Origin of the sequence: Solibacillus sp. R5-41, from assembly GCF_002736105.1 — a bacterium.
Classification (GTDB): Bacteria; Bacillota; Bacilli; order Bacillales_A; family Planococcaceae; genus Solibacillus.
In genome coordinates, this window is record NZ_CP024123.1 from 3,221,119 (window position 1) to 3,234,493 (window position 13,375).

General features: G+C 37.6%; 10 protein-coding genes. All 10 read right to left on the reverse strand.

Annotation, left to right across the window (positions count from 1 at the left end; all coding sequences use genetic code 11):
* Positions 1–2: 2 nt before the first annotated feature.
* The gene (polA, locus tag CSE16_RS15920) at positions 3–2,630 is read right to left on the reverse strand and encodes a DNA polymerase I (protein ID WP_099424819.1); all 2,628 of its coding nucleotides are present in this window, start codon (positions 2,628–2,630) and stop codon (positions 3–5) included.
* A 464-nt stretch (positions 2,631–3,094) separates the two neighbouring features.
* Positions 3,095–5,197: an ADP-ribosylglycohydrolase family protein gene (locus CSE16_RS15925; RefSeq protein ID WP_099424820.1), complete on the reverse strand. Its 2,103-nt coding sequence runs from the start codon at positions 5,195–5,197 to the stop codon at positions 3,095–3,097.
* A gap of 18 nt (positions 5,198–5,215) precedes the next feature.
* A complete protein-coding gene (locus CSE16_RS15930; protein WP_099424821.1) occupies positions 5,216–6,367 on the reverse strand; it encodes an ADP-ribosylglycohydrolase family protein in 1,152 nt (383 codons plus the stop codon).
* 12 nt (positions 6,368–6,379) lie between these two features.
* Positions 6,380–7,837 (reverse strand): extracellular solute-binding protein, encoded by a 1,458-nt coding sequence (locus CSE16_RS15935; protein WP_099424822.1) that lies wholly within the window; start codon positions 7,835–7,837, stop codon positions 6,380–6,382.
* A gap of 23 nt (positions 7,838–7,860) precedes the next feature.
* Positions 7,861–8,739, reverse strand: a complete 879-nt coding sequence (locus CSE16_RS15940) for a carbohydrate ABC transporter permease (protein WP_099424823.1) — start codon at positions 8,737–8,739, stop codon at positions 7,861–7,863.
* Positions 8,740–8,751: 12 nt separating this feature from the next.
* Positions 8,752–9,645 (reverse strand): ABC transporter permease, encoded by an 894-nt coding sequence (locus tag CSE16_RS15945; RefSeq protein ID WP_099424824.1) that lies wholly within the window; start codon positions 9,643–9,645, stop codon positions 8,752–8,754.
* A 26-nt stretch (positions 9,646–9,671) separates the two neighbouring features.
* Positions 9,672–9,977 carry a DUF4387 domain-containing protein gene (locus tag CSE16_RS15950; protein ID WP_099424825.1) on the reverse strand — a complete coding sequence of 102 codons (306 nt, stop codon included), beginning with the start codon at positions 9,975–9,977 and terminating at the stop codon, positions 9,672–9,674.
* A gap of 2 nt (positions 9,978–9,979) precedes the next feature.
* Positions 9,980–11,335 (reverse strand): acyclic terpene utilization AtuA family protein, encoded by a 1,356-nt coding sequence (locus CSE16_RS15955; RefSeq protein WP_099424826.1) that lies wholly within the window; start codon positions 11,333–11,335, stop codon positions 9,980–9,982.
* A gap of 103 nt (positions 11,336–11,438) precedes the next feature.
* Positions 11,439–12,317, reverse strand: a complete 879-nt coding sequence (gene rbsK / locus CSE16_RS15960; RefSeq protein ID WP_099424827.1) for a ribokinase — start codon at positions 12,315–12,317, stop codon at positions 11,439–11,441.
* Positions 12,298–13,302: a LacI family DNA-binding transcriptional regulator gene (locus CSE16_RS15965; protein ID WP_099424828.1), complete on the reverse strand. Its 1,005-nt coding sequence runs from the start codon at positions 13,300–13,302 to the stop codon at positions 12,298–12,300. The genes rbsK and CSE16_RS15965 overlap by 20 nt, the downstream gene beginning before the upstream one ends.
* Between the last annotated feature and the right edge of the window lie 73 nt (positions 13,303–13,375).

The window sequence follows — 13,375 nt, forward strand, 5'->3', positions numbered from 1 at the left end:
CCTTACTTCGCGTCGTACCACGTGTCGCCATATGAAAAGTCTACCTTCAATGGCACTAATAATTGAATCGCGTTCTCCATCACTTCAGGTACGATACGTTCTAAAATTTCGATTTCTTCTTTTGGTGCTTCAAAAATTAACTCATCATGTACTTGTAGCAATAATTTTGCCTGCAAGCCCTCTTGCTGCAAACGTGCATCCATATCAAGCATTGCCTTTTTAATAATATCCGCTGCACTACCCTGAATTGGTGTATTCATCGCCGTGCGCTCTGCAAAGCTACGCAAATTGAAATTCGAGCTCGTAATATCCGGTAAATAACGACGACGGTTTAATATCGTTGCCACAAACCCTTGTTTCTTCGCCTCGACAACAATCGAATCCATATAATTTTGTACACCCGGGAAGCTTGCTAAATAGTTTTCGATAAATGTTGCTGCTTCTTTACGTGTTATGTCTAAGCTTTGTGATAAACCGTAGTCACTAATGCCATAAACGATCCCAAAGTTTACCGCCTTCGCTGTTCGGCGCATATTGCTCGTCACTTCATCCGGTTGGACATCAAAAACATCCATCGCTGTTCTCGTATGAATATCCATCCCTTGTGTAAACGCCTCTACTAAGGCAGGGTCCTCACACATATGCGCTAGTACACGTAATTCAATTTGAGAATAGTCCGCCGCAAATAAAATCCAATCTTTTTTAGATGGTATAAATGCTTGTCTAATTTTTCGCCCTTCCTCTAAACGAATCGGGATGTTTTGTAAATTTGGATCTGTTGAACTTAAGCGACCTGTTGCAGTTAACGCTTGTTGGAAACGTGTATGCACTTTTGAATCTTCGTGATGAATTTCTTTCGTTAATCCTTCAATATACGTCGATTGCAGTTTCGCCAATGTTCGATACGTTAAAATATGTTTCACAATTTCATGTTCTGATTGAAGCTTTTCTAACACATCCGCTGCAGTAGAATAGCCTGTTTTTGTTTTTTTAATAACTGGCAAACCGAGCTTATCAAATAAAATGACACCTAATTGCTTTGGTGAGTTAATATTAAACTTCTCTCCTGCCGAGTCGTAAATCGTTGCCTCTATAACATCGAGTTTTTGCTTTAAGTCATTACCCATTTGCTGTAAAGTATCTGCATTTACTGTAATGCCCTCGCTCTCCATCTTCCCTAAAATATGCGCAAGAGGAAGCTCTAACTCGTTATATAATTTAAATTGTTCGTTCGCTTTTAATTTTTCCTCTAAAACCGGATGAAGTTTCCAAATCGCCATTGCTTTTCGACTCACATGCTCCGCTAATACATCAGCTGCTGGTACTGCCCATTTGGCACCTTTTCCATAAACAGATTCATTGGACTTAACATTTTGATAACCAAATTCCTTTGCATGTGTAGCCACATCATCACCAGAAGTGGACGGTTTCATAATGTAAGAGGCTAATAATAAATCAAATTCCACACCTTTTAATTCAATACCTAAACGGTGAAGCATCGCCTGTGTAGCTTTACTATCTGTTACATATTTTTTCTTCGTTGCATCCTCTAGCCATGTTTTTAATGCGCTATTTTCTACTACGTTATTTATGGATGTAAAAATTGTGTGAATACCATCTGTTAATGCTAACCCGAGCGCCTCGCAACTATGATAATGCTCATTTTCAAGCTCTAAATGCATCGCCATCGTATTTTGAAGCATGTCTTCTGTTACAAGTTCTACTATTGAAAACTGCAGCTCATCTTGCTCAATTTCCTCACTTTCAAAATCACTTTTTTCAATTAGAGATTTAAAGCCAAGCTCCTGCCATACTTCAAGCAATTGCTCTTCATTAGGGCCTGCATAAGCTAACTCATTTAACGACACTTCAATCGGGGCTTCCGTATGAATTGTGACTAATTTTTTCGATAAATGGGCAAGCTCCTCATTTTCAATAAGCTTTTCCTTCATTTTAGATGCCTTCATCGAATCAATCGCCTCATAAAGTGCTTCAATCGTACCGTGCTCTTTTAATAGCTTAATCGCGGTCTTTTCACCAACACCTGGCACACCCGGAATATTATCGGATTGGTCACCCATTAAGCCTTTCATATCAATAATTTGCTCAGGCGTTAAGCCGTATTTTTCATCAATATAAGCAGGTGTATATTTTTCTATATCCGTGATTCCTTTACGTGTAATATAAACCGTTACCTCGCTCGAAGCTAATTGCGTTAAATCTTTATCACCCGAAACAATAATGACTTCTGTTCCTAGTGCCGCCGCTTGCTTTGCTAAAGTACCGATAATATCATCCGCTTCATACATGGCAAGCTCGTAGCGTTTTATTTGATACGCATCAACCAACTTACGAATGTACGGAAATTGCTCTGATAATTCAGAAGGTGTTTTTTGACGACCACCTTTGTATTCTCCATATGATTCATGGCGGAATGTCGTTTTCCCCGCATCAAACGCCACAAGCATTTGGGTTGGATTTTCCTCACCAATAATTTTTTGTAGCATCGTCGTAAAGCCGTATGTTGCATTTGTATGAATCCCACTATCATTTGTCAACGGTGGTAAAGCAAAAAACGCACGATACGCTAAACTATTGCCATCTAATAAAAGTAATTTTTCTTTCGTCATGCTGTGTTCCTCCAATTTATTAATTTCGCCTCGGTTAACTCTATTTCAGTTTTTGATTTACGATTGTATGTTCTCCTTCTACTTTAGCTATTATTAAAGAAAAATGCCAATATAAAAACAAAAAAATGACAACTCTTTGAAATGAGCTGCCATCTTAATTTAAATTTATAAGTTTTCTATTAGGGATTCTAATAAAGTGTGTGCTGATTTGGCTGGCTAAACACATGAGCCACACAACTTTGAGCTTTGTGCTTTGTGCTTTGTGCAAGGCCAGCCTTTATAAAGGTTCCGCTTCCGAATATTTCCACATTTAGTGTGCCGCTACCGTGGGAGGCGGCGTAATCCTAAATTGACTTTCATCTCATGGAAAAATTCATTGCCCGTGGAAAGCGTCCGTACCGTAATGGAAATCAACTCTTCCCCCTTTAATCGTGGCCCTTAAAAGATGTTTTCTATAGTTCAATCTATATATTCACCGAAAATCCAGTGTAGTTACATTGTCCACCTTTTAATGCACATACACCAATCATCCCAGTTTCGAAACGATTATCTTTTGCTGTTAATAGTAGGTTTCCGTCAATTGCTAATGAAATTTCTTCACCAATTGCTTTCACAGTTAGTTCATAGGTTTCACCTTTTTGCCATTCAAAGGGTGCAGATGCTAATACATTCCTCTGCCCATCATCATTCAATACAATAGCTACTGTATTTTCACATTCAAAGCCTGCACTATAATAACGTTCAACACCTTTTGCACGAACGATTGCTTGATGATTTGAACCATCTTTTATTTCCATTGCGACCTTTAATACCGTATGCGCCATGAAATAATGGCCGGTAAAGCTCGCCGTAAAATCTGGACTTTCCATTGCCATGACGCCATTTTCCAACGTCCATTTACCGCGATGATGCGCAAATGGAGTCACCGATTTAAATTCAACAGCCTGTTTATTTAAATCAATCGAATAGCTTGGTGTACCATAAATATGAAATTCATCTAAATATATTTTACCAAATGCGCGGTCTGTTCGATCAGAATCAGAATGAATTTGAATCCCAACTTCTTCAATTAAGTCTCCATTCGTATTTGGAATCAAAAATTCTACATGTTGCCAATCATCCGTTACAACAAACGGCTCCGCTATAAAAATGATTTCTTTGCTATACGTTGTGCGAACATACGGAGAAATGATAATTTCAGAACCTCGCTTTTGGTCCGCAATTATTTTCATTGAAACGGTTTGACCACTATATGCTGTTGGTGAAAAGTTCGGTGCATATTTTTCATCCATAAATTGTTCTCTACGGTAAAATGATTGGTAAAATACCGTACTAACATCACCTTTATACATACGATCAATAAAGATTTCTAATGCGCCATTTTGCTTATAGCCCACTGATTCTGTATGACGTAAAAAAGTTTTAAATGGGTAACTTGTTTTAAAGCCATGCGTCGAGCCCTTCAAAGTAAAATCAAAGTAAATTTCCTCGTCCTTATAGCTTTCTACAAGCGCTTGAGGTGGTACGATATTATTTTCACGATATCCTAATAATGCAAGCTGCTTCGCGATGGTAGGCAAATCAACAATATTTAAGTAACCTGATACACTTGATGCAACAATGGCATCATTAATTGGCTTTCTATAATTTGGTGCGATGCCATCAAGTCCTTTTAATACTCCAACAATTGAACCAACATTTCCTGCATTACAATCTGTATCCCAGCCACACATTGTAGCGATTTCGATTGTACGGCTTACATCTCCCTCACCATATAAGAGTGAAAGGACACATACACCAGCATTCGGAATGATATGACAAATTCCACCGTACTTGTCGTAGCCCCATTCCTCTTCTAAATATTGACGACATGCTCGGAAATCATGAGGGTACTTCGCATGGAAATCTACAACAGCATGTACAACCTTAGCATATGTACTCGTTGCTGGAATTTCACTCAAACCAATTTCAATAATTTCATTTATTGATTTTTCGGTAAAAGCAGTAGCAATACAAGCTGCAATAAAGCGAGCACCGTGTAGACCGTCACCATCATGTGAAACACTTGCTGAAATCTCAGCATAATCTGCCGCTTTTGTTGGATTGTTCGGATATAATAAAGCAAATGAATCGATGAAAATTTGACCACCAATTTGCTCTGCCAAAATCTCGCCATTGATCTCAATTGAGCCAGATTGTGGTGCGGGAATGCCTTTTTTCAAATTTAAATAAGCTGTGTGCTCTGTACTAATTTGGTCACCACCCCACCAAATCATCCCTAAGCCTTCACGCATATAGTTTAACCACGTTTTCGCCACATCTTGCGGTTCAAGTGGGCGGTCTTTCGCATAGTCCATTAATGCGCGAAGAAAGAAAATCGGACCATTGGCATCATCATCTGCTGAGAACACTGTATAATCCTTGACATAGTCACGGATATCACCAAATACATCTTGAATAGTTTCTGTATCCCATTCAATCGGTTCTACTGGAGCACCTAATCGAATGCCCGCGTTCATCGCTAAAATACTCGCATAAACTTTTTCTGTATAGTCTATTGGAAACATTGGTATACCCTCCGAATACTAAGAAAGAATTGATTGTACTATGTGTGCGGTTTCAATGTCCTTTTGAATAATTGCCTTTGCAACATCCGCAAAACTTGTCGCTTCTAAATCAAAATCAATCTGGTTAGTTTCACTTAAAAGCTGTTCATCTTCCGCCTTTATGATAGACGCACCATACATGGCACCTAAAATGACACCGGCCATGACGCCAATTGAATCCGTATCTCGCCCTGAGTTAATGCCATCTTGGATTGACTTATAATAATCGCCATCATTATAAAGGATAAATGCTAACGCTAAAGGCAATTCCTCAATTGCAAATAGACGACTTGGTGTGTAATGATTGGATGGCACCCCTAATTTTTCTATTTTGCGATGTACGTCATCACCCATAGGAGAAAAAGGTGCAATTGCTTCATGAAGTGCCGCAACGATTTCATCATAGGATAGATTTTGTCCCTTTAACTCGTTCGCCTTTCCTGTAACTGCGATAATTGCTGCTTTCGTGCCGTCCTTCGCAAAGGTAATAGCCGTTTCAATAATCGCTTCAATCGTGACATTTTTTTCAAACGCCTTTGCAACACAGGCCGCTAATACTCCCGCCGCCTCTAAGCCATAGCTCACTTGATGTCCACTTGCAAATAAAATTGCTTCATTGTAAGCGGCAAGCGGATTTCCTGCATTGACAATGCCAATTGGTGCAATATACATGGCAGCACCGCAATTGACCATGTTTCCATAACCGCCTTCACGTGGCTCACAGTTTGCTAATACATGGCGGAGGAAAATATGCTTTTCTGGATAAAATAAGCGATCAATGATTAATGCGTCACGTCTTAATTCAGGTATGTACACTTTACGAAAGGCAATTTCTTTGACGAATTCATTGGCCATATCATATGCATCTAAATGACGTTTTTCTGTTTTATAAACACGGCATAATGCAAGTGTCATTAACGTATCATCTGTCGCTGTACCGTTTCCACGATGTCTTCCTAAATTCACTTCTGGACCTAAATTTTCTTTATACCAAGCTGTTTCTAAAGCTGTTACATAACCATATTGTTCAGCAATTTGTAGGCGACTTAGCTTTTCTACGGGAGCACCGAGCGCATCGCCCAGTGCCGTAGAAAGTAAGACTCCCTTTACTCGATCGTGAAAGTTCGTCATAACTAGCTCCTATTATTTAATATTTTCGTTTGCATATTTCGTCAGTTGCTCACCACCAGATGCATACCATTTCGTTACAAACTCATCAAATGCATCGATTGATTTTTTCCCTGTAATAATATCTGCTGCATATTCTTTGTATAAGTTTTCCATAGCATCCCATTGCGAAATCATATCTTCTGGAATAGTAAAGTTATTATCTTCATGATAAAACGAATTTACGGCTTCTTGTGATTGTTTCGCAGGGGCGCTTAATAATGGCGTATCCTCACTAACTTTCACACCTAAATCAGCATTCATTGGCTCCCAATAACGCGTATACCAATCTGAATAGTATTTATCATTTAACTCTATTACATCGCCATTTAGCGTATGATGTATGCCTTCATAACCTAAAGCATCTAATTTTAAGCCGTTTGGACTCGCTAAATAATCTAAAACTTCAAACACTAGCTCTTTATTCGGTGATTGAGAAGAAATTGCTAACCCACGCGCTTCTTTCGTTACACTTGTCGCACCGAAACCTTGGCTCTCACCTTTTGCAGGAGGTAATACTGTTAATGTAGCGGCTTCACCGTTCACTTGCATTTGACGGCTGTTGTAGAAATCTACTACTTTACCATTCGTACCTACAACAACACCTGATTGATTATTATAAAATGCATCTTCCTTTGTATCCCATGCTTGTGTTAAATATTGATTATCTAGTAAACCTTTTGAATAGAGCTCGCTATAGTAAGCTAATTTATTTTTTTCTGCTGCCGATACTTTCTTGTAAACATATGCGCCATCTTGTTGTAGCCATGAAGAAGTAACACCAAATGCATCATTGAAAATAAAATCTAGCTCTGCGATATCACCTGCAACGGTCACACCATTTTTTACCAACCCTTTTGCTACTAACTCTTCAAAGAATGCTGTGTAGTTTTCTACTGTTGGATTTTGTACTAATGCAGGACCCGAATCCGTTTGCTCTAAGAAGTCTGTACGCACTACTGGCACTTTATTGTCGATATTTTTCACCCATAATAGATATGGATAATTTTCCAAACGTGTTTTATTATGCGGTTGTAAAATGCCTTTTAGGTTTTCCGATTTCTCGATATATGGCGTTAAATCTTCTAAAAGACCTTGGCTCGCGATTTGCTCATCGCCACCTTGGAAGTAAATTAAATCTGGAATTGTACCACTATATAATAATAAATTTAACTTTTCTGCATAAGAACCTTGTGCCACTTCAACCAGTTCAAATTCAATATCTAAACCTTTATCCTCTTTTAAACCAACTTCTAATGCATCATAAAATTTTACTGCTTCTGGATTTGATGGACCGTCATCCTTAAACACTACTTTAATAACCGTCTTGCCCTCTTCATTTACTTGTGGTTCAGTCGTTGTGTCCCCCTTATCACTACATGCCGCTAAAATAAACACAAATAAAGTTAAAAATAATAAACTAAATTTTTTCATTTGAAATACCTCCATTTAATTTTTTATTCTTTCTCTCCGCCATCCATCGTACCCTTTGTGAAATACTTCAAGATTAGAGGATAAAGTAATAACATAGGAATTACTGCCACGACAATCGTTGCAGATTGCAATGAACCGAAATCAAGCGACGCAAGCAATTCCGGTGTCATTCCTTCAATACCTTGCAACATCGTTTTATTATCTTGAGACACGACGAATTGGCGTAAAACGACTTGTAATGGCCATTTATTCGGATCGGTAATGTAGATTGTTGCGCGGAAATATTCATTCCAATGATACACACCATAAAATAGAGCTAATGTGGCTAATGCAGGCTTTGATAATGGCAGTACAATGCGGGTAAAAATACGGAAATGCCCCGCCCCATCAATACGCGCAGCTTCTAAAACACTATCGGGTATTTCCTGGAAGAATCGCATTAAAATAAATAAGTAATAAACATTAATCGCCTTATACAAAATGACAGAAGCATAGGAATTCAACAGCCCTAAATCCTTCATTAATAAATACTCTGTAATCATAGAAGGCTCGAATACCATAATGCCGATTAATACAAACAACACTAACTTTTTCCCTACAAATTCAGTACGCGCTAATACGTACGCTGTAAGGGCTGTTAAAAATAAGTTTAATAACGTGCCAGTAATCGTAATAAATAAGGAATTAAGTAAACTTTTTATGATTAATGGGTTCGAAAAAATAATTTCAAAATTTATGAACGAAAATCCCTTTGGTAACACGTCTAAACCTGACATTTCATTTACTCGGGCTGGATCAGATAATGACATTGCTAAAATGTTTAGTAATGGGATTAATATCGCAAGCGCGAATAAAAACAATACAAATTGAATAATCGATTTTGTAACAGAAAATGTTCTCATTTTAATCCTCCCCTACCATACGCCCTTGCCCGTAATTTTTTTCGAGATAAAATGCGTACCTAAAATTAAAATTAAGCCAATCACACCTTTAAATAAACTTGCCGCTGTTGCATAGGCATATTGACCATTCATTAAACCAATTCGATATACATACGTATCTAAAATATCAATCACACTTAAAACAGAGTCATTCATTAAATTGAATACTTGGTCAAAACCAGCGTTCATGAAAAACCCTAAATTTAAAATAAATACCGTAATTACAGTACTCATCATTGCTGGAAGTGTAATATAGCGCATCTGTTGAAACGTTGATGCACCGTCCATTTTCGCTGCTTCATAGAGCGCTGGACTAATTTTCAATATCGCTGCAATGTATAAAATCGTATCCCACCCAGCACTTCGCCACATTTCTGAGAACACGAGTACCCAACGGATATGTTCTTTACTCGTCATAAAATCAAGCGATGGAAGATTGAAGAAATTTCGAATCACATTGATTGCACCATCAGCAGGATTTAATAGCGTAATCCAAATCCCTGCAATGACTACCCAGGATAGAAAATGAGGTAAATACGAAACGGATTGGATAAATTTCCGATAAGGTCCAAAGCGTAATTCATTAATAAGTAGTGATAATAGAATTGGAATTGGGAAGATAAAAATAATTTTCATTGAGCTAATAATAATAGTGTTTAGCAATACATCTTGAAACGCTGGCGAACTGAAAAGCGTATTAAAATGCTTCATGCCAACCCATGTATTTTCCCCAATAATTTTATAATCTTGGAACGCAAGCTTCATATTAACGATAGGAATAATATGAAATATTGTGAAGTAAATGAACCCAGGTACTAACATTACATATAAAATAAGATCCTTGCGCATACGTTTTAACGTTTTCATAGGTGAGTTCCTCCTTCCCTATTGATTTATACGTCTATATTCATTAATGGCGCGTGTTGCTGTGCCCCATATACATCCCGATCACCAGGACTTCCTGATGAAATCTTTCGAGCAATCGTAATTTTTATGCCATATGCTTGGTCAAAAAACACAAAATGATGGATGTCTGTTAATGCAATATTGTACGCTTTTGCAATTGCTTCTTTCGTTACTTTCCCACTATTTTTTACATCCTCATAATCTAGTTGATTATCAAATAAAATATCCAATGTCACTTCAAATGGGCCAGAATTTTTACTTCTTAAAATTTTGGCTTTTTCATAAAGTTTCATAGTTAAACCTCCATCACATCTAGTTGGAACGGACTATTTTGAATTTCCATTAAATGATAAATAGAAAATTCGTAAACAGGTCCGAATTCTACATCACTCGGTGCGAATGGGAATGCTAAATTCCCTGCAGAAGATTTCCTGTTTTTATACCCATAATGTAAGTAGGTCGATCGAACATTTGCACAAATCGCATTCGCTATTTCTTGAGACTGCGCTAAAACCTCAAACATTAAGCCGATCTCATGCCCAGTAAAAAGCTCTGGCTCCTGCTCACCTAAAACGCCATTGCGACCGTAGTGATAAAAATTGACTTGGTAATCTGCAGGATTAATTTCTGAGAAGTATGTTTGCACTTGATGAAGCACTTCCTGCTCTACTTCATCTAGTTGCGCAATTAATAAAGGATCTCGAATACCAGCTAACACAAATGTGCGATAAGCTACTTTACTAGCGCCTTCTAGCTTAATTCGGTACACATCATCTTTTATAAATTGACTATTTTTCACTTCTACAACACCATTTCCAATGTCTGTAAATGTGCAGTTTTCCAAATTTAATGTAAAGCCTGGCCCATGTAAAATAAACGGATGCTCTTTTTCATAAAATGTGTGTGCTGCAACACTTGTTGGTGTACATGTACGAATTGGATTCAACGCTTGAATAGTGAAGCTATCTGCTTTTAACGTCCCCAAAATGCAATCCTTCGTCGTACCAGGCATTGCACATAATGCCCCACATTCTAAAATTTTTCCTAAATGATAAGACAATCCTCCGTCCATTCCGTGGTAAATACCTAATGCTGCAAATGGAGACGGGTCATAGCTTCGTCCGCAAATGATAATGTCACAGTTTCTTTCTAGTGCTTCCAAGATTGGCTCATGTCCCATTTGTGCAACAATCGTATTTGTTTTCCTGATTGCTTCCACAGTTAATGGTGGAATGTTAGGGGATAGCGATACAATACGTTCTTCTTCAACTGCTGTAATTATCTCTTGTTGTGTGAAATCCGCCCAAATAACACCTATTTTCGCATGTACATTCATCTCTTCTAAAATCTCTTTAATAACCTCAATCGTATGCTCAACATGTGTTTTTGCACCCGCGCCACCTGCTGATCCAATAATGACTGGAATTTTATAATGCAATCCTTTTTGAATCATATTGACCAAATCTTTTTTCAGTGCCATGCGGCTAACAATCGAAACATTTGCGCCAAGTTTATGTGGACCTGCATCTGTTGAACCTGCATCAACAACAATACCGTCTACTTGGTGCTCTTGAAAAGCTCTCTCAAAACTTTCAATCGGAAACCCATAACCTAACATCCCACATGGAGATAAAATATTAATTTCTTTCATAATACGTTGCCTCCCCGTTATTCAAAAGTAATATGTAATCGATTACATTTGACCGAAAAAGTATTTGCAATGAACATTTCACTCATAGCAATCGGTCTATTTGTTATTTCACTTGCTGCAATCGAATAATAACCTCGGTAATTGTTGGCATTCCACCTTGCGCACCAAAACTCTCAACCGATAAGGATGCTGCACAATTTGCAAATTGTATTGCTTTTTCTAAAGAGGCATCATTTGTTAACGCATAAGCGAGTGCACCATTAAATGTATCGCCTGCACCAGTTGTATCAATTACTTCTGATTGGTAACTGTTTACCATGACAAAGCGTTCACCATCATGGTAGCAAGCTCCTTTGCTCCCTAATGTGACAATTACTTTATTAGGATACTTTTCTACAACCTTTTCAAACGGCTCTTGAAAAATTTGCTCACATTCCGATTCATTCGGGGTAATATAGCTCACTTTATCCATCCATTCCAACATAAAATGGGTTGCTGGTGCAGGATTTAATAAAATTGGAATGTTCGCTTCATTGCATCGTTCAATAACATAAGCTACCGTTTCTTTCGGTATTTCTAACTGCAAAACGACTAATTTACTTTGCTCAATTGTTGCCCAACTTTCATCAATCTTCTCTTTTGTTAATGCTGCATTTGCTCCGGGAACAACGATAATTCGATTATCCTGTTCGTATAATAAAATTGTTGCAATGCCTGTCGAATTGGAAACCATTTGAACAGTCGACGTATTGATTTGATATTTATCTAAATTCTTCAGCAATTCACCACCGAATGCATCATTTCCGACACAACCAACAATATTCGTGTTTGAACCAAGCTTAGCTGCTGCTACGGCTTGATTTGCACCTTTCCCTCCCGGAATTGTTGCAAAATCTGTTCCAAAAACCGTTTCACCTTGTACTGGAAATTGCTCTGTTGAAACCGCAATATCCATATTTATACTACCGATTACCGTAATCATCTTTATTTTCCTTTCTAGTGGACTCCCTTAAAATTAATTGAGGGGCAATTTTTATATGCTCTATAATATTTTCTTTCCCCTCAATTTGCATAATCAATTTTTCCGCTGCGAGTTCGCCCATTTCATAAATGTTTTGCGCAATTGTCGTTAAACTAGGCGATGTCACCTCTCCTAGTGAAACCCCATCAAATCCAACTACTTGAAGATTATTTGGAATTTCATATTGAAGCGTTCTTGCAGCTTTAATTGCAGCAACACCATCCGTATCACTGCAGGCAAAAATACCATCAATTGTTTCACTCATTTGTAACGCTTTCAACACAATATCGTATGTTTTTTTGTAATTAAAAAAAGATGGAATTACCTTTACCGTAATGTGTTCGAATTGATTTGAATAACTTAAAAAACCAGCAATACGTTCAAGTGATGAGTTTATATTTTCTGGCCCGCCTAAAATTAAAATATTTTGGCAACCTTTTGAAATCAATGTTTCCGCAGCTAATTTCCCCCCAACATCATTATCAGTTGTAACAATGGGAAATGGAATATTTTGTACACGGTCTAATCCCACAATCGGAATATTCAATTTTTCATATTCAGAGCTTTCCAATAAATTCGTCGTAATAATAAGCCCTGCGACATATTTTTGGAGCAATTTTTCAACATAAGCTCTTTCCTTTTTCGCATCATTATCAGTATTGCATAAGATGACCGTATATCCTTTTTCAATACAAACATCCTCTATTGCTCTTGCTAATTCAGGGAAAAAGGGGTTTGTAATATCTGGTAATATAAGTCCGATTGTATTGTCTTGTTTTGTCGATAAGGAGCGTGCAATTAAATTCGGTTTATAATCCAGCTGATTAATTGCATCTTTTATTTTTTGCTTGGATTTTTCGCTAACATAGCCTTTATCGTTTATATACCGCGATACAGTTGCGACAGAAACCCCTGCTAAATTTGCAACATCTTTTATATTTGACATTTTTTCTCCCTTCTTAAAAAATTCTTTCTCACATGTAATCGGTTACATAAATTTTGCAACTTTTCCCTTTCCA

Excerpts from the sequence above, each read along its gene's own strand:
- polA (WP_099424819.1), bottom strand. The coding sequence starts at position 2,630 with ATGACGAAAGAAAAATTACTTTTATTAGATGGCAATAGTTTAGCGTAT.
- CSE16_RS15925 (WP_099424820.1), bottom strand. The coding sequence starts at position 5,197 with ATGTTTCCAATAGACTATACAGAAAAAGTTTATGCGAGTATTTTAGCG.
- CSE16_RS15930 (WP_099424821.1), bottom strand. The coding sequence starts at position 6,367 with ATGACGAACTTTCACGATCGAGTAAAGGGAGTCTTACTTTCTACGGCA.
- CSE16_RS15935 (WP_099424822.1), bottom strand. The coding sequence starts at position 7,837 with ATGAAAAAATTTAGTTTATTATTTTTAACTTTATTTGTGTTTATTTTA.
- CSE16_RS15940 (WP_099424823.1), bottom strand. The coding sequence starts at position 8,739 with ATGAGAACATTTTCTGTTACAAAATCGATTATTCAATTTGTATTGTTT.
- CSE16_RS15945 (WP_099424824.1), bottom strand. The coding sequence starts at position 9,645 with ATGAAAACGTTAAAACGTATGCGCAAGGATCTTATTTTATATGTAATG.
- CSE16_RS15950 (WP_099424825.1), bottom strand. The coding sequence starts at position 9,977 with ATGAAACTTTATGAAAAAGCCAAAATTTTAAGAAGTAAAAATTCTGGC.
- CSE16_RS15955 (WP_099424826.1), bottom strand. The coding sequence starts at position 11,335 with ATGAAAGAAATTAATATTTTATCTCCATGTGGGATGTTAGGTTATGGG.
- rbsK (WP_099424827.1), bottom strand. The coding sequence starts at position 12,317 with ATGATTACGGTAATCGGTAGTATAAATATGGATATTGCGGTTTCAACA.
- CSE16_RS15965 (WP_099424828.1), bottom strand. The coding sequence starts at position 13,302 with ATGTCAAATATAAAAGATGTTGCAAATTTAGCAGGGGTTTCTGTCGCA.